Raw genomic sequence first — 19,805 nt, 5'->3', positions numbered from 1 at the left:
GATGCCCGTATCGATGGATGCGCTGGCCGACGACCTGGCCGCGGAGTCCGCGGCCCTGCGTGAACTGATCGTGGGCCTGGACGAGGCCGGCTGGGGCCGGGGCACCCCGGCGGCGGGCTGGACGATCGCCGACCAGATCAGCCACCTCGCCCACTTCGACGACGTCGCCGTGCAGTCGGCCACCGACCCCGACGGTTTCCGCGCCGAGCTGGAGCAGGCCGTCGCGGCCGGTGGGATCGACCCCGACGCGATCGCACAGCGCTACCGGGGACGCTCGGGTGCCGAGCTGCTCGCCTGGTTCGACGACGCCCGCGAGCGGCTGATCGACGCGTTCCGCGGGCTCGACCCGTCGCTGCGGGTGCCGTGGTTCGGCCCGGCGATGAGCGCGGCGTCGTCGCTGACCGCGCGGATCATGGAGACCTGGGCGCACGGACAGGACGTCGCCGACACCGTCGGGGTGCAGCGCGAACCCACCGACCGGCTGCGCCACGTCGCGCACATCGGCGTGGGCGCCCGGGCGTTCAGCTATGCGGTCAACGACGTGCAGGCACCGACCGTGCCGATCCGGGTGGAGCTGACCGCGCCCAGCGGCGCCGTCTGGACCTGGGGGCCCGAGGACGCCGAGGACCGGGTGTCCGGCCCGGCGCTCGACTTCTGTCTCGCCGTCACCCAGCGCCGGCACCGCGACGACACCGCGCTGGAGGTCACCGGGCCGGCGGCGACGCAGTGGATGTCGATCGCTCAGGCGTTCGCGGGGGCGGCCGGCACGGGCCGCAAGCCCGGGCAGTTCGCATGAGGCGCCCCGTCCGGATCGGCAACTGCTCGGGCTTCTACGGCGACCGCATCGCCGCTGCCCGCGAGATGGTCGACGGTGGCCCGATCGATGTCCTGACCGGCGACTACCTGGCCGAGCTGACCATGCTCATCCTGGCCAAGGCGCAGGCCAAGGACCCGGCGACCGGGTACGCGAAGACGTTCCTGACCCAGCTCGAACAGGTGCTCGGCACCTGCCTCGACCGCGGGGTCAAGGTCGTGGCCAACGCGGGCGGGCTGAACCCGGCCGGCCTCGCCGCCGCGATCCGGGACCTGGCGCAGCGGCTCGGGCTCACCGTGCGCGTTGCCCATGTCGAGGGCGACGACCTGCGCGGTAACCTCGCCGCGATCACGCCGCCGGTGACCGGGAAGCCGGTGTCGGCCAATGCCTACCTGGGTGGGTGGGGGATCGCCGAGGCACTGGGTGCGGGCGCCGACGTCGTCGTCACCGGTCGGGTCACCGACGCCTCGCTGGTGTGCGGTCCCGCGGCGTGGTGGCACGGTTGGGACGCCACGGACTGGGACCGCCTGGCCGGGGCCGTCGTCGCCGGGCACGTCATCGAGTGCGGGCCGCAGGCCACCGGCGGCAACTACGCGTTCGTGCACGAGGTGACCGACCGGCGCTACCCCGGCTTCCCGATCGCCGAGGTCGCGGCCGACGGCTCGTCGGTGATCACCAAGCACGAGGACACCGGCGGGCTGGTCTCGGTGGGCACGGTGACCGCGCAGCTGCTCTACGAGATCGCGGAGCCGGCCTACCTGGGCCCGGACGTCACCACGCACTTCGACACGGTCGCGCTCGAGCAGGAGGGCCCGGACCGGGTGCGGATCTCCGGCGTCCGGGGCAGCCCGCCGCCGGCGACGCTCAAGGTCGCGCTCAACGACGTCGGCGGGTTCCGGAACACGATGACCCTCGTGCTCACCGGCCTGGACATCGAGGCGAAGGCCGCGTGGGCCGAGCAGCAGCTGTTCGACGTGCTCGGCGGCCGGGAGCGGTTCGCCGACGTCGACGTGCGGCTGCTGCGCTTCGACCGGGACGACGCGCCCGCCAACGAGCAGGCCACGGCGCACCTGCGGATCACGGTCAAGGACCCCGACCCACGGAAGGTCGGCCGCGCCTTCTCCAACGCGACGATGGAGCTCGCGCTCGCCGGCTACCCCGGCTTCCACACCACGACGCCGCCGACGGCGGAGTCGGCGTACGGGGTCTACCGGCCCGCCGCGGTGCCGCGCGACGCGGTCTCGCACGTCGTCGTGCTGCCCGACGGGGAACGCCGCCCGGTCCCGGACCCCCCCACCTCGTCCGGGGCCGTGAGGGTCGATCGCTGCTCCGGCAGCGACCGCCGCGCACCGGCACCGGAGGCGCCGACGCGCAGGGCGCCGCTGGGTGCCGTGTGCGGGGCACGGTCCGGCGACAAGGGCGGCAACGCCAACGTCGGGCTGTGGACCCGTGACGACGCCGGCTACGCGTGGATGTCGGGGTACCTGACCGTCGACCGGCTGCGCGGGTTGCTCGGACCCGAGGCCGCGGGCCTGGAGATCGAGCGCTTCGAGCTGCCGAACCTGCGCGCGCTGAACGTCGTGGTGCACGGCCTGCTCGGCGAGGGCGTGGCGTCGTCGACCCGCCCGGATCCGCAGGCCAAGGGGCTGGGCGAGTACCTGAGGAGCCGCCTCGTCGATGTTCCGATCGCGCTGCTCGGTGGGTATGGTGCCGAATACGGTCTGAAACAGATGGTCTGACCGAGACCCGACGAGGGAGTTCCGCGGTGGAGCTGCATCAGCTGCGCTACTTCGTCGCCGTCGCCGAGGAACGCAGCTTCACCCGGGCCGCTGCGCGGCTGTTCCTCGCCCAGCCCTCGCTGTCGGTGCAGATCCGCAAGCTGGAGCAGGACGTCGGGGCCAGGCTGTTCGAGCGCACCGGGCGCAACCTCGTCCTCACCGCCGCGGGGGAGGTCCTGCTCCAGCACGCCGTCCGGGCGCTGGCCGAGATCGAACGCGGCCGCGAGCGGGTCGACGAGGTGACCGGGCTGCGCGGGGGCCGGGTGTCCGTGGGCGTGTTGCCGAGCATCGGCGCGTACCTGCTCCCCGCGGTGCTCGCGACGTTCCGGCGCGCCCACCCGGCCGTGACCGTCCAGCTCGTCGAACACGACGTGTCCCGTGAGTTCGAGCGGATGGTGCGCGACGGCGAGCTCGACCTGGCCATGACCCGGTTGCCCACATCGCTGCCCGGGCTGGGCTGCGAAACGCTGGTCCGCGAGCCGCTCGTGCTGCTGGTGCCGCCCGGGCACCCGCTGCGGGGCCGCCCGGACGGGGTGTGGCTGCGCGAGCTCGCCGACGAGGACTTCGTCGGGATGCGCCCCGGCTACGGGCTGCGCGAGCTCGCCGACCGGCTCTGCGCCGAGGCGGGGTTCGCGCCGCGGCACATCCTGGAGACCGGTCAGCTGTCGATCGTGCACGGCATGGTCCGGGCCGGGATGGGCGTCGCGCTGCTGCCGCGGCTGGCCGCCGGCAGTGACGGCCACGGCGGCCACGACCCCGCCGACATCGTCGCCGTCCGGGACCCGGCGACCTACCGCGAGCTGGGCGTCGTGTGGCGGGAGAGCGCGCTGACCTCGGCGCCCGTCGCGGCGTTCCTCGATGTCCTGCGCTGCACCGCCTCAACCTGACCGGCGATCAGAGCCGGTGCACGGTTCCGTCCTCGGGCCGCCGGTCGCCGTCCCAGCGCTGCACGGCGTCGGTGTCGATGCCGAGCAGGTCCAGCGCCCGCCCGACGGTGTGGTCGACGATGTCCGCGACACTGGCCGGCCGGGCGTAGAACGCGGGCACCGGGGGCATCACGATCGCCCCCGACGCCGTCACGTCGGCCATCAGCCGGATGTGCCCGGCGTGCAGCGGCGTCTCGCGCAGCAGCAGCACGAGCCGCCGCCGCTCCTTGAGCACGACGTCGGCCGCGCGCACGACCAGCGAGTCGTCATAGCTGGTCGCGATGCCCGACAGCGTCTTCACGCTGCACGGGGCCACGAGCATCCCGGCCGTGCGGAACGACCCGCTGGAGATGGGCGCACCGAGGTCGTTGTCGGAGTGCACGACGTCGGCCAGCGCGCGCACGTCGGCCACGCTGCGATCGGTCTCGTAGCCGATCGTGGCGCGCGCCGCCTTGGTCAGCACGAGGTGGGTCTCCACGTCCGGCTGCGCACGCAGGATCTCCAGGGCCCGGATGCCGTAGATCGCCCCGGAGGCCCCGGTCAGCGCGACGATGATCTGCTTCATCGGCTACAGCCCCAGCTCGGCCAGGTGCGCGCGCACCCGCTCGGGATCGGCCGGGCTCACCCGCATCTGCCGGTACTTCTCGCGATCGTCCGCCGGCACCGTCGCGTCGACACCCAGCTTCGCCGTGAGGGCGCCGGTCGCCGACGGGTCCAGGCTGCTGCCCTTGGCGCCGGGGACCACCAGCAGGTCGCGGTCGGCCTGCACCCGGGTGGCCACCGCCCAGCCGATCTGCTCGTCGTCGAGCACGTCGACGTCGTCGTCGACCACCGTCACCTGCTTGATCGTCGCGGCGGTGAGGAACAGCGTGAGCATGGCGGTGGTGGCCGCTCCCGGCGCCGGGTTCCGCAGCGCCACGACGGCGGCCAGCCGGCACGACCCCGATTCCGGCAGCCGCAGCCCGGCGACGTCCAACCCGGCGCGGCGCAGCGCGCGCAGGCACATCGCCTCCCGCGGCAGCCCGCCGGCGTAGAAGTGCTCGCGGCCGCCGGACAGGATCGTCTGGAACACCGCGTCGCCGCGATGCCAGGCGTCGATCAGGTCGATCACGGGCGCCGGGCCACCCGGGCCGTAGGTACGCGGGTACTCCCCGAACGGCCCCTCGGCCTCGCGCCGGCCCGCGCGGAACCGGCCCTCCAGCACGAACTCCGCGCCCGCCGGGACCAGTGCGTCGACGGTCGGCGCGGCGACCAGGTCCAGCGGCTCGGCGGCGAGCGCGCTCGCCACCTCCAGATCGTCGAGCTCCCGGTCGGCGGGGGACTGGCTGGCCAGCACCAGGGTCGGGTGCACTCCGACGACGAGCGCGACGTCGAGATCCCGGCCCGCCGCCTCGGCCTCGGTGAAGATCCGCCGCAACCGCCCGGGCAGCAGCAGCGCCCGCAGTTCCCGCTCCCCGGCGGCGAGCAACCGGTTGATCGACAGGTTCATCGTCCCGCTCGCCGGGTCGCGGACCGCGAGCAGCGCCGAGGTCAGGTACATCCCGCCGTCGTGCTCGTGCTGGCGGGTGAGCGGCAACGCCGAGAGCAGCCGCTCACCGGTCAGCCGGTTGGCCAGCACGGGGGCGGCGTCGCGGTCGACCTGCCGGCACGGGCGGGGGGCGTCGAGCGCCGCGGCGAACCGGTCGGCCACCTCGTGCGGACCGCAGCCCAGCGCCAGGCCGAGCTGTTCGCGGCTGACGACGGTGTTGCCCACCAGCGGGAACTCCGCGCCGGCGACGTCGTCGAAGCGCACGGCCCGGCGGCCGTCGGCCCGCTCCAGGACGGCGGCGACGTCCTGATCGGGGTCGATCGGGTGCTTCAGCCGTGCCAGCTCACCGCGGCCGTCGAGCAGGTCCAGCCAGGTCCGCAGATCGCTGGCCCCGGCCGTCACGAGAACACCCCGCCGCCGTCCACGACGACGGTCTGCCCGGTGACGAACCCGCTGGAGGGCGAGGCGAGCCAGAGCACCGCACCGACCAGGTCGTCCGGCGCCATCTCCCGGCCCAGCGCGCGGCTCTTCGCGGCCATCGCGATGTAGTCGCCGGTGTTGAGGGTGCGGCTCGCGTCGTCGCTGACCAGGCCGGGGGCGACACCGTTGACCGTGATGGCGTCGGGGCCCAGCTCGCGTGCCGCCGCGCGGGTCAGCCCGTCGACGGCCGCCTTGGACGCTACGTAGTGCGCGAACCCGGGCGCGCCCATCCGCGCCACCGTCGAGGAGATGTTGACGATCCGCCCGCCGCCGCTCGCGCGCATCGTGGGCACGATCGCCCTGATCGCCTGCCAGGTGCCGCGCACGTTGACCGTGAGCACCCGGTCCCACTCGTCGTTCGTCAGCTCGGTCAGGTGCTTCTTGGTACCCAGGCCCTGGTAGATCGCGGCGTTGTTGACCAGCGCGTCGAGCCGGCCGAACTCGCGCTGCGCGGTGTCGACGACGCGCTCCCAGTCGGCGTCGGAGGTGACGTCGGCGGCCACGAAGGCCACCCGGCCGGCACCGGCCGCGCTCGCCTTCTCGGCCAGCGCCGTGCCCGCATCGGCCGCGGCGGCGACGTCGGTGGCCACGACGTTCGCACCGGCCGCGGCGAACGCCATGACGTACTCGCCGCCGATCCCGCCGCCGGCGCCGGTGACGACGACGGTGCGGCCGGTGTGTCCCTCGGTGGTCATGGATGTCCTCTCGTACGGGGTCATGCCTGGGAGGCAGGGGTGGCGGCGGCCGCCGGGGCGTCCGGGCCGGTCTGCGCGTCCGTGCCGGCGGGGGAGCGCTCGAGGGCGCCCCGGGTCTCGGGGGAGAGCGCGGCGCCGATGAGGAACACGGCGACGCAGCCCGCCAGGAACAGGGCCAGCCGGCCGGGGATGTCGGCGACCGTCGGGCTGGCCGCCGTGACGAACGTGGTCGACAGGCCACCGAGGGCGAACCCGCCGTTCCACACCAGCGCCGTCGCGGTCGCACGCAGCCGGGTCGGGAAGCGCTCGTTGAGGTAGATCGGCACCGCGGCGTAGGACGCGTTGGCGAGCACCGTGAGCAGCAGGCCGTAGCCGAGCAGGGCGCCGGTGTCGGCCGGGCCGAGACCGGCCATCGCCAGCACCAGCAGCGGTAGCGCGACGAGGTTGACCACGCCGACACCCAGGAAGATCGGGCGGCGGCCGAAGCGCTCGGACAGGTGCCCCACCAGCAGCGCGACCGGCAGGATCGCCAGGCTGGTCCACACCAGCAACATGCCCCGCGGCCCGGGTGGCACCTCGTTGACCGAACCGAGGAACGTCGGCAGGAAGCCCGAGCTGAGGTAGTACTGCGCGCCCGCGCCGATGACCAGCGCCAGGCTGGTCAGCAGCACGCCCCGGCGTCCCGGGGCCCACAGGTCGCGCGCCGGTGCGGGTTCCGCGGCGGGCCTGCTCGCCGTCTGCGCCCACAGCGGCGACTCCTCGATGAACCGGAAGAGCAGCAGGCTGATCAGCGACGCCGCGAGACCGGTGAAGAACATGACCCGCCAGCCCCACTCGGTGAACGCCGGACCGGGGAAGGCCGCCGACACCGCGAGGAACACCAGCGAGGCGATGACCGCGCCGAGGCCCGCACCGCCGCCGCTGATCAGGCCGGAGACCAGGCCGCGCCAGCGTTGCGAGACGGTCTCGGTACCCAGCGTGTGCGTCGAGGCCACCACACCGCCGACGAGCAGGCCCTGTACCAGGCGCAGCACCACGAACAGCAGCGGGGCGAGCACCCCGACCGTGTCGTAGGTCGGCAACGCGCCCATCAGCGCGGTCGCCAGGCCGACCCCGGTGATCGTCACGATCATGCTGCGCCGCCGGCCGAGGCGGTCGGCGTAGCGGCCGAAGACCGCCCCGCCGAGCGGGCGCATCACCAGGCTGACACCGAAGGACGCGTACGTGGCGGCCAACTGCAGGGTGGCGCTCTCGGCCGGGAAGAACAGCGGCCCGATCGTCGAGGCCACGTACAGCAGGATGAACAGGTCGAACAGGTCGAACGCGAAACCGACGGTGGACGCGCTGCCCGCTGTGACCATCTGCCGGCGGGTGGGCGGCCCACCCTCCACCGTGACCGCGGCGCTCACCAGGTCACCGGCAGGGTCCGAACACCGAGGTGGCGGCCCCCGCCCTCCAGCGGGTCGGTGCGCGTGACCCCACCGTCGATCCGGAATCCGGGGATGCGGCGCAGCACCGTCTCCACGGCGAGCTTGGTCTCCAGCTTGGCCAGCGCCATCCCCGGGCAGGTGTGGATGCCCGCGCCGAAGGCGAGGTGCCGGTTCGGGCGGCGGTCGATGACGATCTCGTCGGCCCGGTCGAACGCCTCCGGATCCCGGTTGGCGGAGGCGAACAGCAGCAGCACCCGATCGCCCGCCTGCATGTGCTGCCCCCGCAGGCACGCATCCTTCGTGAGCTGCCGCGGGAACCAGTGCAGTGGCGTCTCGTAGCGCAGGATCTCGTCGATCATCGACGGCACCAGCTTGGGCTCGTCGACGAGCCGCTGCTGCACGTCCGGGTGTTCGGCGAGGTAGAGCAGGGCGTTGCTCAGCCCGAGAGCGGTCGAGTCGTGCCCCGCGTAGGTCAGGATGAACATCATGTTGGCGAGCTCACCGTCGCTCGCGCCCAGCGCCTCGTTGGACTCGAGCAGGCCGGTCAGGAAGTCGTCGCGAGGCTCGGCCCGGCGCTCGTCGAACAGCGAGATCCAGTAGCGGCAGACCCGGTCGAGGATCTCGCGGCTGCGCGGGCCGGAGGCGTGCTCCAGGAACTCCAGGGAGTAGGAGCGGATGTCCTCGGTCTGCTGCGGGCCCAGGTCGTAGAGCTGGGTGATGACGTCGAGCGGCAGCGGCGTGGACAGCTCGTCGACGAGCTCGGCCCGGCCCCGGTCGATGAACGCGTCGACCAGCCGGTCGACGGTGGCTTGGATCTTCGGCTCCATCGCCTTCGCCGCGGCGCCGCTGGTCAGCGGCGCGATCAGGGCGCGGAACCCGGCGTGCTCCGGCGGGTCGTGGTCGATCGGTGGGAACCGGTTGTCCGAGACGGCCGGGACGTAGACCCCGCCGGTCGAGGAGTACGTCTCGTGGTCCAGCGCGACGGCGCGCACATCGTCGTAGCGCGACACCGCCCAGTAGCCGCCGTACTTCTCACCGTGCGCCACCGGGCACCGCTCGCGCAGGTCCGCATAGAGCTCGTAGGCGCGGGTGGGGGAGAGATCCGGAGAATGCGGATCGAACTGCAGGGACGTCTCGATCGTGGTCGGCTCGTTGTCGGGCACCGTCGCCCTCACCTCCGTCGACGCGTGTGTGCGCATCGAGTCTGTGAGGTACGTCCCGTCGGGTCGATGCCCAGCTGGCTATGCCAGCGATAGTCCGGATCAGACGTCCTGGTCCAGATCGTCGTGCGGGATCTCGCGGCGCTGCTCGGCGACGTCGGCCGGATCCGCCTCGAGCGGCGTATCACGCGGGACCGTGAGGATCACGTCCTCCAGGTCCTCGGCGACATCGGCGGGATCGGCCTCGATCGGTACCTCGGCGAGCCCGTCCGGCAGCTCCTCGAGCTCGTCGTCCTCGGCGTCCGCCACCGCGGGCACCCGCTGCTCGAGCACGTCCGGCTCGGGATCCTCGATACCCATGTGTCGTGTTCCTTTCCTTTCCGGGTGCCCCCACCGGGTGCCCCCTGTCGGGCACGGATACACCTTTCGGCGCGTCCGGGTTGATCTGCTCAGCCCACGTGGACCGCCGGACGCCGCCGGGGGTCCGGCTCGGCCTCGCGCAGGATCTCCCGGGTCACGGGGGCGACCTCGCCGTCGCCGAAGAACAGGTACCGGAGCAGATGCTTCACCGGGTTGCCCTCGGTCCAGTCGAAGTAGATGTGCGGGGGGACGCCGGTCATGTCGCGGATGTGCAGCAGCAGCGCGGCGATCGCGTTCGGCACCGCCGGGCCCGACACCCGCAGCACCCGGTACGGGCCACGCTGCTCCCCGCGGACACAGAGCTCGGTCTCGAAGTCCGACGGGTCCGTGACCTCGACCTCGACGAGCAGCACCTTGTCCGGATCGGGGATGTGGTGGCCGGCGCGCTCCTCGGCGAGCTTCGCCCGGTACTCCTCGTCGATGGAGCGGCCGTCGCGCTCGGACGGCGGCTCGTGCGCGATCAGCCGGATCGGCCCCGGGCTCAGCTCGCGGATGAACCGCTCGGCCGTCTCGTCGAGGTCCACCGCGGTGACCCGCAGCTCGAACGAGCGGATCACCCGGGACAGGAAGGACACGATCATGATGCCCGCGATGAAGCAGGACGCGATCTTCACGCCCTCCGGCCGCTCGACCATGTTCGTGATGGTCGCGTAGACGAACACCACGGAGATCGCCGCGAAGGCGACCGTGGCCCTCGGCTGTCGCCGCCGGCGGGCCGACAGGGTGACCGCGATCGCCGCCGAGGTGATGAGCACCAGCACACCGGTCGCGTAGGCGCCGCCCTGTGCGTCGACGTCGGCGTCGAACAGGATCGTGACGAGGAAGGCGATCGTCGTGAACACCAGTACGAGCGGGCGGACGGCCTGCGCCCAGCGCGGCGCCATCCCGTAGCGGGGCAGGTAGCGGGGGACAAGGTTGAGCAGTCCCGCCATCGCCGAGGCGCCGGCGAACCACAGGATGACGATCGTGCTGACGTCGTAGGCGCTGCCGAACCACTGGCCGAGGTGCTCGTGGGCGAGGTAGGCGAGAGCACGGCCGTTGGCGGCCCCGCCGGGCTGGAACTCCGGCGCCGGGATGAGCAGCGTGGTGATCAGGCTCGACGTGATGAGGAAGCCGCTCATGATCAGTGCTGCGGTGGTGAGGAGCTTCTTCGTGCGGCGGATGCGGCCGAGCGGCCGCTCCTCGGTGTCGTTCGGGTCGCCCTCCACCAGCGGCATCACGGCGACGCCGGTCTCGAACCCCGACAGGCCCAGCGCGAGCTTGGGGAACACCAGCAGGGCGACGGCCACCATGTGCAGTGGGTTCGGGTACTGGCTGACGAGCAGGCGCGTCCAGTCGATGAACACCTCGGCTGCGGTGGCGACGTGCCAGAGCCCGGTCACCACCACCACGAGGTTCAGGCTGAGGAAGACCCCCACGAGCGCCACGGCGATCGTGATGGCCTCGGTGAACCCGGCGAGGAACACCCCGCCGAGCAACGCGAGCAGCACCAGCGTGATGCCCACCCGGTCGTCTTCCAGGGCGTGCGGGACCAGCGGGTTCTCGACCAGGTGCGCGGTCGCGTCGGCCGCGGACAGAGTCATCGTGATCATGAAGTCGGTGGCCGCGAAGCCGAGCAGGATCAGAACGAAGATCTTGCCCCGCCAGAACGGCAGCAGCCGCTCGAGTATCGCGATGGAGCCCTCGCCGTGCGGGCTCTCCTCGGCGACCCGGCGGTAGACCGGCAGCGCCCCGAGCAGCGTGACGAGGACGAGGACGATCGTCGCCAGCGGCGACAGGATCCCAGCGGCCAGCGCCGCGATCGCCGGCTGGTACCCCAGGGTCGAGAAGTAGTCGACGCCGGTGAGGCACATGACCTTCCACCAGGGATGTCCTTCCCGCTCCGGGTGCGGCCGGGCGTGCGGGCCCGCTCGGCCACCCGGCCGGTCGCTCACGTCGTGCAGGAGCCAACTGCCGAACCGATGCTTGAGGTCTTCCCGGGGGCGTGTGGTGGTCGCCACATCCTCCAGCATCCTCCGCCCGTCGCCGGGGTACCGGCCGGGACCCGCGCCCCGCGGCGCCCGCCCCCGGGCGGTCCGCGGAACCGAAGCTGAACCGGCGGGTGGGGATGAACCTCACGCCGCCGCCCACATCGATTGGACCATCACGCCACGCCGGGGGCGACGAACCGCTCGATCCCGACCCGGCCCGACCCGGCCCTGCGTTGGCTCATCCCCGAACTCCGGGAACAGGCGACGGCGGCCTGAGGTGCTAGGAGGCGGCGCCGGCCGCCGCGGGGGCGCTCTGGGTGAGGATCGCAGCGGCGACGGGTGCGACGACCGTCGAGTTCAGCGCGTGTCCCATACCGGGCACCCGGACCAGTCGGCCGCGGCCCAGAGCCCGGGACAGGTGGCCGGAATGCGGCGGCGGGTTGACGGGGTCCTCCGGGGCCTCGATGACCAGGGTCGGAACCTCGACGCCGGCGAGCTCCGCGCCACGGTCGAGGCCGGTCTGCGCCGCCCGGGCGTGCGCGGCGGGGTTGTCGTGCCGCCCGGCGTGAGCGATGACCCGCTCCTCCAGAGCGCGGAACTCCCCGGCCTCGAACGGGGTGCCGGTGCCGTTCAACAGCCGCCAGTGCTCCACCCGCCAGGCGATCTCGGCCTCGCGGTCCCGGGGGCGGCCCATCTCCTGCCACAGCGCGAGCAGGGCCGGGTCGGGGCCGGGCGGCGCGGGCGAGCCGGCGACCTCGGTGTCGTCTGCGCGAGCGAGGCCGGACCCGAGGGCGGTCGTGCACAGCACGGTCGCCGACAGCAGCCGGTCGGGGTGATCGAGCAGCATCAACTGGACCAGGATCCCGCCCATCGACATGCCGACCACGTGGGCGCGCTCGATGCCGAAGGCGTCCAGGACGGCGATCGCGTCGTCGGCGAGGTCGCTGATCGCGTAAGGCCGCTCGTCGAAGGCCCAGGTGGACCGGCCGGTGTCGCGGTGGTCGTACCGGATCACCCGGTGCCGCTCGGCCAGTTGCTCGATCAACGGATCGGGCCAGGCCAGACCCGACGCGTTGGCGCCCATGACCAGCAGCAGCGGCTCGGCTGTGCCGTCGACCCCGCCGTGAGGGGCGAAGTCCTCGGCCCAGAGCCGGACACCGGGAGCGACGTCGACGAAGCGTTCCACGCGGACAGCGTGACAGAGACCTGGCGGGTCGATCTCCCGGGGACGTGCACGCCCGGTCCGGCGGCCGTCCGCCGGACCGGGCGTCGGGTCACTTGAGGGCGTCGAGCAGCGCCTGGCGCTGCCGTTCTCCCAGGCCTGCGGCCCGGCGCGACGCGTCGATGCCGGTCTGCTCCAGCAGAGCGCTCACCTTGGCGGGCCCGTAGCCGGGCAGGCTCTTGAGCAGGTCGGCCACCTTGGTCTTGCCGACGATGGTGTCGGTCTTGGCCCGGTCCAGCACCGCGGGAATGGTCTGCTCGCCGCGGGCGATCGCGTCGCGCAGTTCCTTGCGGGCGGTGCGAGCGGCTGCGGCCTTCTTCAGCGCCTCCTGGCGCTGTTCGGGAGTCAGCGTGGGCAGTGCCATCGTTCGTGCTCCTTTCTCCCTGCGCCCACCCGTCCGGGTGGGTCCGCGGGTTGACTTCGCCGCACAGCCTCGCAGAACCGTTCGGCGACGCACGGAGAACCCCCTGTTCACGGCGGTTCCGAGGCCGTGGTGCGGTTGGACCGAGGCCACTGTGGACAGTGTCGGGCCGGGTCCGCGCCGGACCGTCGCCGGCCCGTCGAGGACCGGGGCCCGCCCGTTGTCGCCGCCGCGCACGCCGCTCGCGGCCGCACCGGTGCAGTGCTGGTATCCGTGCAGGTCAGGGGCGCCGGAGGTGGTCCGGGAGCCGAGCTGGGCGAGCAGGCCCGAGTGGTCCCAGAGGGTCCGCTGCGACGCGAGCCGGCCCTGCCGGACCAGCACGATCGTGATGGCGGGGACCTCCGCGCGCCGGTGGGGGCAGGCCGGGCAGCAGCCACGGCAACTCGCGGTCGTGGGTGAAGGCGGCCCGGGCCTTCTCGATCTCACGCATCAGGGCCTGGAGGCCGGGGGTCACCCGGTCGGTGCAGCGGGGGAGCGCCCGGGCCGGTGCGATCACCGGGCCCGGGCCCGTTTCAGCCCGGGCCGTGAGGCGCCGCACCTGAGACCATCACCGGGCCGGTCGCGACTGCGGCCGTCCCGGCGGGAGGAGCGCGATGACCGAGCCGACGGCGGCGGGCACAGTCAGTGGGGAGACCGCGGCGGCGGCGCGGGAGTCGGTGTGGGCCCCGCTGCGCGTCCGGGCGTTCCGGATGCTGTGGTTCGCGCAGCTGGGGAGCATGCTCGGTACCTGGATGCAGACCGTCGGGGCGCAGTGGATGCTCGTGGACGAGCCGAGCGCCGAAACGCTCGTCGCGATGGTGCAGGTCGCCGCGATGCTGCCGATGCTGCTGCTCGCCCTGCCCGCCGGCGCGCTGGCCGACATCATGGACCGGCGCCGGCTGCTCATCGGGGTGCAGACCTTCCAGGTGTGCGTGGGGGTCGGGTTGACCGCCCTGACCCTCGCCGACCGGATGCCCCCCGCGTTGCTGCTGATCTTCACCTTCCTGCTCGGCTCGTGCATGGCACTGACCCTGCCCGCCTACCAGGCGCTGGTGCAGGAGCTGGTGCCACGCGAGCAGGTGCCGTCCGCGGCGGCGCTGGCCGGGCTGGTCATCGCCCAGGTCGGGGCGGCGGCCGTGTTCGCGATCAACGCGGCGGCCGCCGTGGCGTTCGCCCTCGTGCTCACCGCAGGGCGTCACCCGGTCGGTGACCGGGGCGCGTTGCCGGAGCGGTTCACGAGCGCCATGCGGGCCGGACAGCGCTACGTCCGCAACTCGCCGGTGGTGCGCCGGATGCTGCTGCGGGTCGTCCTGTTCGTGCTTCCGGGCGCGGCGATGTGGGCGTTGCTGCCGCTCGTCGCCAGCCGCCTGCTCGGCGCCGGCGCGGCCGGCTACGGGCTCCTGCTCGGTGCTCTCGGCGCGGGAGCGGTCCTCGGTGCGGACCTGATGCCGCGGCTGTCGTCGCGGCTCTCGTCCAACGGGCTGATGCTGGCCTCCGGGCTGGCGTACGCGGCGTCGCTGCTGGCGTGCGTCCTGGTCGACAGCCTGGCGCTGCTCGCGGTGCTGCTGGTCCCGGCCGGGATCGCCTGGCTCGCGGTGCTGATGGGGGTGACCGGTGCCCTGCAGGTGTTCCTGCCGGGGTGGGTACGCGCCCGCGGGCTGTCCATGTTCAACATCGTGTTCGCGTTCGGGCAGGCCGGTGGCGCGTTGGCGTGGGGGCTCGTGGCCCGCTGGTTCGGGCTGGTCCCGGCGTTCGTGTCCGCCGCGGTGCTGATGGCCGTCGGGGCGCTGACGGTGCTGGTCTGGCCGCTGCGCGATGTCACCGGGTGGAACCGTGACCCCGCCGTCTACTGGCCGGAGCCGGATCTCGCCCAGGAGGCCGATCCCGAGGTGGGCCCGGTGGTGGTGACGATCACCTACACCGTCGACGAGGCGAACGTGCCGGCGTTCCTGCAGGCCATGGAGCAGGTGCGCCGGTCCCGGCTGCGGACGGGCGCATCGAGCTGCGAGCTCTACCGCGACGGCAGCGACCCGGCCCGGTTCGTGCAGGTCGCGCACTACCGGACGTGGGGCGAGCACCTGCGCCAGCACGCCGACCGGCTGACGGGCACCGACCAGGCCCGCGATGCCGCGGCCGATGCGCTGGCCGCCGCCCCGCCGGTGGTCGCGCACCTGTTCCCGACCCGCTGAGGGGGCCCGGTCCGGAGCCCGACCGTCAGGCCGGCGATCCGAAGGAACCGCGGCGGGCGAGGCGGCCGATGACCAGGGCGCTGGCCGCGGGCACCAGTGCCAGCACGAGCCACGGCACCACCGGGGCGGCGACCACCGGGTCGAGCAGCGCACCGACGCCGGTGCTGCCGAGCAGCACGGCGAGGCCGCCTGCCGAGGAGAGCACCCCGAAGTAGGCGCCGAGTCGCCGTTCGCCGGCGAGCCTCGGCACGAGATCCTGCGCGATGGGGCCGGCGAGCATCTGCCCGGCGGTCAGCAGCACGACCAGCCCGACCGCGGGCAGCAGTGCGACCGCGCCGCCCGGAGCCGCCGGCCCCGCCGCGGGGATGAGCGCCGTCGCCCCGGCCACCAGCAGGAACGCCACGGACATCAGGCCGAAACCGAGCACGAGGGCCGCGCCGGTGGACAGCCGGCGACGGGCCCACGCCGTGGTCGGCAGCTGACCGACGATGACCATGACGGATGCCAGCGCGAACAGCCAGCCCAGCGCCTCCTGATCGCCCGTGGCCCGGCGCAGCTCGGCGGGCAGGGCCAGGTAGAGCTGGTTGTAGCAGACCAGGTAGCCGGAGTAGCCCGCGGCGAAGGTCAGGAACGCGCGGTTGCGCACCACCTCCGCCCAGCCCGCCAGCATCGGCTCGTCGCGGTGCGGGGCCGGTCGGTTCGGCAGCCAGCGCAGGTGTGCGAGCCCGATGAGGACGAACGCGCCGGCCGCGACGAGGCAGGCCAGCCGGAAGTCGACGAGCAGCAGCAGGGTTCCCAGCAACGGCCCGGTGACGGCGCCGATCTGGCCGCTGACGGCGAACAGCGCGAAGACCTCGGGGCGGGTCGGCCCCCCGCATCGCTGCCCCTCGCCCGCTTCCCGGGCCAGCGACGACTCCACCGCAGGGGAGAACAGCGCCGCCGCGAAGCCGGTGAGCAGCGCCCCGGCGATCACCCCGGTGAGCGAGCCGGCCGATCCGAGCAGCACGAACCCCGCCACCCGCAATGCGCAGCCGAGCAGGATCACCGGTTTCGCCCCGATCCGGTCGGCCAGCGTGCCGCCGACGACGAACAGCCCCTGCTGGCTGAACGTGCGCAACCCGAGGACGAGACCGACCAGCCCGCCGGCCAGCGCGAGATCGTCCACGAGGTGCCCGGCGAGGTAGGGCAGCACCATGTAGAAGCCCACGTTGAAGGCGAGCTGAGTGAGCACGAGGAGCCGTATCACCGGGGGCAGCGCCCGGAAGCGGTCCATCCGGAGGCGCCCGAGGGTCCACGAGGCGATACGGGTCACTTGCCCATTACTAGCAGCTGCACAAAACTGCACAGAGCGGGGCCGGAATCATTGACAGGTTGTTCAGGTCAGCAGAAGATCACGGGGCTCCGACGACGAGAGGCCGCACCGTGATCACTGCCGTTCCCCGTTCCCGGCGCGCCGTCGGCCCGGTGCTCGCGCTGGTCTCGGTGCTCCTGCTGCTCACCGGATGCGGTGGTGGCCCGGCGGGTGGCGGGGCGATGGTCCCCGACGGTGACCTGACCGTCGCGCTGCAGTTCGCGCCTCGCTCGGGCTACGCGATCGACACCGACGACGCGTTCGTGCTCACCCAGCTCGGCGCCACCGAGACCCTCGTCGTGTCCGGACCGGACACGCAGCCGCTGCCCCACCTGGCCACCGCGTGGACCCGGCTGGATCCACTGACCTGGCGCTTCGAGCTGCGCCCCGGGGTGAGCTTCCACGACGGCACCCCGTTGTCCGGCGCCGCGGTGGCCGGGGCCCTGACCTGGCTGGCCGGTGCCGCCGCCCCGCCACGGGCGATCCGGGGCATCGGGCTGACCGCGGTGGCCGACGGCGAGTCCGCCGTGCGGCTGTCCACCACCGCCCCCGACCCGATCCTGCCGTTGCGGCTGACCAGCCCCAACACCGCGATCCTCGCCCCGGCCGCCTACGCGGGTGGGCCGACCGTCCCGCCCGCGGTCGTCGGCACCGGCACCGGCCCGATGCGGCTCGACGCGATCCAGGGCACCCAGAACGCCACGCTGACCCGCAACGACACCTACTGGGGCGGCCGGCCCGCGCTCGCCCGGGTGCAGGCCCGGTTCATCCCCGACCCGGCGGCGCGCGCGATCGCGATCCAGGCCGGGGACGTGCAGGTGGCACAGGGGATCCCGGAGGCCTCGCTGGCCGAGCTGCGCGCCTCCGACGGCGTCGAGGTGCAGACGGTCGCGGCCCCGCGGACCGTGTCGCTGTTCCTCAACCAGTCGGCGGCCCCGTTCTCCGACGGGCGGTTGCGCGAGGCCGTCGCGCGGGCCGTGGACCGGCCGGCCCTGGCCGAGCAGGCCCTGGCCGGGGCGGCGCTGCCGGCGTCGGACCTGTTCGGTCCCGCGGTGCCGTGGGGCTCGACCGGGCGTCCGGCCGGGGCGGACGTCGAGGCGGCACGGGCCCTGCTGGCCGAGGCCGGGCACGGTCCGGACAACCCGTTGTCGGTGCGGTTGTGGACCTACCCCAACCGGCCCGAGCTGCCCACCCTGGCCACCGCCGTGCAGGGCATGCTGGCCGCAGCCGGGATCGAGGCGGAGATCCGGGTGGCCGACTACGCCACGCTGGAACCCGAGATCCTCGGCGGTCGCTACGACCTGTTCCTGCTCTCGCGCGCCTACCTCTCCGACGTGCCCGACGCCGCCGGCGTGCTCCGCAGCGACTACACCTGCAGCGGTTCCTACAACCTCGATCGCTACTGCTCGCCGGAGTTCGACGAGCTCGTCGAGGGGCTCTCCGCGATCGCCGAGCCCGCGAAGCGGCAGGAGGTCTTCCGGCAGGCCGCGGCGAAGCTCGTCGCGGACACCGCGGGGATCCCGCTCGTGCACTCCCAGGACATCACCGCCACCCGGGGAGTGTCCGGTTACGTCCCCGACCCGCAGGGGCAGCGGCTCGTGACCACGGAACTCGCGCGCACCGGCTGATGCCCGCGGGGGTGCTGCGGCGGGTCCTGTCGATCCCCGTCCTGATCGTGGCGGCGTCGTTCGGGATCTTCCTGTTACCGCGGCTGGCCGGGGCCGACACCACGCGAGCGGTGATCCGGGCCCGCACCGCCGAGGCCGCGCCCGATCCGGAGGTCGCCGCCCGGGTCGCCCGGGAGCTGGGCCTGGACCGCTCGCTCCTGGAGCAGTACCTGGCCTGGCTCGGGCACGCGGTGCGCGGCGACCTGGGCTTCTCCTTCGCCACGCGCACCCCCGTGGCGCCGCAGCTGTTCGACGCGCTCGGGGTCTCCGCCGTGCTGACCGCGCTGGCGCTGCTGCTCGCGGCGGTGGTCGGCATCCCGGCGGGGGTGTACGCGGCGCGCCGGCCCGGTGGGTGGCTCGACCGTTCGGTCACCGGACTGTCGGTGGCCGGGGTCGCGGTGCCCGAGTTCATCCTGGCCCCGGTGCTGGTGCTGATCTTCGCCGTGGGCATGGGGGTGCTGCCGGCCACCGGCTGGGGGGACCCGGTGCAGGCCGTGCTGCCCGTGGCCACGCTGGCCGCGTTCCCGACGGCGCTGGCCGCGCAGCTCACCCGGGCCGACATGCTCGACGTGCTGGGCCGCCCGCACGTCACGCTGGCCCGGGCGAAGGGGCTCTCGGAGCGGCGGGTGATCTGGGTGCACGCCGCCCGGCTGGCCTGCACCTCGGTGACGTCGCTGTCGGGGATCTTCTTCGCCGGGATGCTCAGCGGCGCGGTGGTCGTCGAGGTGATCTTCGCGGTACCCGGTCTGGGCCGGTTGCTCTACGACGCGGTGATGGCGCAGGACCTGCCGATGCTGCAGTCCGGGCTGCTGCTGGTCGTCGCGATCGCGGTGGCGGCGAGCCTGCTCGCCGAGTCGGTGGCGCTGCTCGGGGATCCGGTGGCCCGTCAGGTTCGGGCTGGCCGGTGAGCAGGCCGAGGGTGCTGCGGGTGCTGCCGTCGACGGTGGTGGGCCGGGTCGCGCTCGGCGCGGTGCTGGTGCTCCTGGCGATGGCGCTGCTGCCGGTCGACGCCGTGACGAACGACCTCACGAACCGGCTGGCCCCGCCGTCCCCGGCGCACCCGCTGGGCACCGACCACCTGGGCCGCGACCTGCTGGCCCGCCTCGCCGCCGGGACCCGGCTCTCGGTCGGGTTCACCCTGCTCGCCGTCGCGGTGTCTGCGGTGCTCGGGACGGTCGCGGGGATGCTGGCGGGGTATCTCGGCGGGCCCGGCGCCACGCTGCTGCTGCGCATCGTCGACGTGCTGGTCGCGATACCGGCCGTGATCGTGGGCCTGGTGTTGGCGGCCGTCCTGCAGCCGGGACTGCGCACCCTGCTGCTGGCCGTGGTCGTCACCGGCTGGACCCCGTTCGCGCGGCTGGCGTACCAGTTGACGCTGCGCGAGGCCGGTAGCGGCTACGTGGAGAGCGCGATCGCGCTCGGGGCGGGTCCCGGCCGGGTGGTGTTCAGGCACATCCTCCGCGGTGTCGTGCGCCCACTGCTCGCTCACGGGTGCCTGCGGTTCGCCAACACGTTGCTCGCCATCGCCGGTCTGTCCTTCCTCGGGCTCGGCGCGCAGCCGCCGACGCCGGAGTGGGGCGCGATGCTGGCCGAGGGCCGGCCGTACCTGTTCAGCGCGCCCGGACTGGTCCTCGCACCGGCTGTCGCGGTGCTGGGCGTCGCCCTGCTCGTCACCCTGCTCGGGCGGGCGCTCGAACGCCGCTGGGCGGGTTGATCAGTCGGCGGTCGGCGCGGGGGCGCAGGCGTCGGCCAGTGAGGCGGGGGCGGTCGAGGGC

17 protein-coding genes are annotated in these 19,805 nt (G+C 73.6%); 7 read left to right on the top strand and 10 right to left on the bottom strand.

Features of this window, described 5'->3' with window-relative positions; all coding sequences use genetic code 11:
• Window position 1: 1 nt before the first annotated feature.
• From HF519_RS09025 to HF519_RS09015, 3 genes are read left to right on the top strand one after another with little or no spacing between them, the layout of a single operon-like run.
• Complete coding sequence (locus HF519_RS09025; protein ID WP_169412092.1) at window positions 2–796, top strand: TIGR03084 family metal-binding protein; 795 nt, start codon at window positions 2–4, stop codon at window positions 794–796.
• Window positions 793–2,553: an acyclic terpene utilization AtuA family protein gene (locus HF519_RS09020; RefSeq protein WP_169412090.1), complete on the top strand. Its 1,761-nt coding sequence runs from the start codon at window positions 793–795 to the stop codon at window positions 2,551–2,553. The genes HF519_RS09025 and HF519_RS09020 overlap by 4 nt, the downstream gene beginning before the upstream one ends.
• A 26-nt stretch (window positions 2,554–2,579) precedes the next feature.
• Window positions 2,580–3,479 (top strand): LysR family transcriptional regulator, encoded by a 900-nt coding sequence (locus tag HF519_RS09015; RefSeq protein WP_169412088.1) that lies wholly within the window; start codon window positions 2,580–2,582, stop codon window positions 3,477–3,479.
• Window positions 3,480–3,486: 7 nt separating this feature from the next.
• Here HF519_RS09015 and HF519_RS09010 read toward each other — a convergent pair whose 3' ends face one another.
• The 9 genes from HF519_RS09010 to mihF all read right to left on the bottom strand — a co-directional run bounded on the left by HF519_RS09010 (window position 3,487) and on the right by mihF (window position 12,787).
• The gene (locus HF519_RS09010; protein ID WP_169412086.1) at window positions 3,487–4,083 is read right to left on the bottom strand and encodes a UbiX family flavin prenyltransferase; all 597 of its coding nucleotides are present in this window, start codon (window positions 4,081–4,083) and stop codon (window positions 3,487–3,489) included.
• A 3-nt stretch (window positions 4,084–4,086) separates the two neighbouring features.
• Window positions 4,087–5,448 carry a UbiD family decarboxylase gene (locus HF519_RS09005; RefSeq protein ID WP_169412084.1) on the bottom strand — a complete coding sequence of 454 codons (1,362 nt, stop codon included), beginning with the start codon at window positions 5,446–5,448 and terminating at the stop codon, window positions 4,087–4,089.
• Window positions 5,445–6,221, bottom strand: coding sequence for an SDR family NAD(P)-dependent oxidoreductase (locus tag HF519_RS09000; RefSeq protein ID WP_169412082.1), 777 nt, complete (start codon window positions 6,219–6,221; stop codon window positions 5,445–5,447). Before HF519_RS09000 ends, HF519_RS09005 begins: the two co-directional genes overlap by 4 nt.
• Before the next feature lie 20 nt (window positions 6,222–6,241).
• Complete coding sequence (locus HF519_RS08995) at window positions 6,242–7,630, bottom strand: MFS transporter (RefSeq protein WP_312860001.1); 1,389 nt, start codon at window positions 7,628–7,630, stop codon at window positions 6,242–6,244.
• The gene (locus HF519_RS08990; RefSeq protein ID WP_312860000.1) at window positions 7,627–8,814 is read right to left on the bottom strand and encodes a cytochrome P450; all 1,188 of its coding nucleotides are present in this window, start codon (window positions 8,812–8,814) and stop codon (window positions 7,627–7,629) included. The genes HF519_RS08995 and HF519_RS08990 overlap by 4 nt, the downstream gene beginning before the upstream one ends.
• Window positions 8,815–8,913: 99 nt before the next feature.
• On the bottom strand, window positions 8,914–9,171 hold the full coding sequence (locus tag HF519_RS08985; protein ID WP_169412080.1) for a hypothetical protein: 258 nt from the start codon (window positions 9,169–9,171) through the stop codon (window positions 8,914–8,916).
• A gap of 89 nt (window positions 9,172–9,260) precedes the next feature.
• Window positions 9,261–11,231 carry an APC family permease gene (locus tag HF519_RS08980; protein ID WP_312859999.1) on the bottom strand — a complete coding sequence of 657 codons (1,971 nt, stop codon included), beginning with the start codon at window positions 11,229–11,231 and terminating at the stop codon, window positions 9,261–9,263.
• 250 nt (window positions 11,232–11,481) lie between these two features.
• Window positions 11,482–12,387: an alpha/beta fold hydrolase gene (locus HF519_RS08975; protein WP_169412076.1), complete on the bottom strand. Its 906-nt coding sequence runs from the start codon at window positions 12,385–12,387 to the stop codon at window positions 11,482–11,484.
• 88 nt (window positions 12,388–12,475) lie between these two features.
• Window positions 12,476–12,787: an integration host factor, actinobacterial type gene (mihF, locus tag HF519_RS08970; RefSeq protein ID WP_169412074.1), complete on the bottom strand. Its 312-nt coding sequence runs from the start codon at window positions 12,785–12,787 to the stop codon at window positions 12,476–12,478.
• Window positions 12,788–13,437: 650 nt separating this feature from the next.
• Here mihF and HF519_RS08965 point away from each other — a divergent pair.
• Window positions 13,438–15,012 carry an MFS transporter gene (locus HF519_RS08965; RefSeq protein WP_169412072.1) on the top strand — a complete coding sequence of 525 codons (1,575 nt, stop codon included), beginning with the start codon at window positions 13,438–13,440 and terminating at the stop codon, window positions 15,010–15,012.
• Window positions 15,013–15,037: 25 nt separating this feature from the next.
• On the opposite strand, the gene HF519_RS08960 is transcribed toward HF519_RS08965, so the two are convergent.
• Window positions 15,038–16,324 carry an MFS transporter gene (locus tag HF519_RS08960; RefSeq protein WP_312859998.1) on the bottom strand — a complete coding sequence of 429 codons (1,287 nt, stop codon included), beginning with the start codon at window positions 16,322–16,324 and terminating at the stop codon, window positions 15,038–15,040.
• A 110-nt stretch (window positions 16,325–16,434) separates the two neighbouring features.
• Here HF519_RS08960 and HF519_RS08955 point away from each other — a divergent pair, with 110 nt between their 5' ends.
• From HF519_RS08955 to HF519_RS08945, 3 genes are read left to right on the top strand one after another with little or no spacing between them, the layout of a single operon-like run.
• Window positions 16,435–17,991, top strand: coding sequence for an ABC transporter substrate-binding protein (locus tag HF519_RS08955; protein WP_312859997.1), 1,557 nt, complete (start codon window positions 16,435–16,437; stop codon window positions 17,989–17,991).
• The gene (locus HF519_RS08950) at window positions 17,991–18,938 is read left to right on the top strand and encodes an ABC transporter permease (RefSeq protein WP_169412070.1); all 948 of its coding nucleotides are present in this window, start codon (window positions 17,991–17,993) and stop codon (window positions 18,936–18,938) included. Before HF519_RS08955 ends, HF519_RS08950 begins: the two co-directional genes overlap by 1 nt.
• Window positions 18,935–19,744, top strand: a complete 810-nt coding sequence (locus HF519_RS08945) for an ABC transporter permease (RefSeq protein ID WP_169412068.1) — start codon at window positions 18,935–18,937, stop codon at window positions 19,742–19,744. The genes HF519_RS08950 and HF519_RS08945 overlap by 4 nt, the downstream gene beginning before the upstream one ends.
• The last annotated feature ends 61 nt before the right edge of the window (window positions 19,745–19,805 follow it).

The sequence above is a fragment of the Pseudonocardia bannensis genome (assembly GCF_012911875.1).
In the GTDB taxonomy this organism is placed as follows: Bacteria; Actinomycetota; Actinomycetes; order Mycobacteriales; family Pseudonocardiaceae; genus Pseudonocardia; species Pseudonocardia bannensis.
This window is presented reverse-complemented; position numbering and strand designations above follow the sequence as displayed.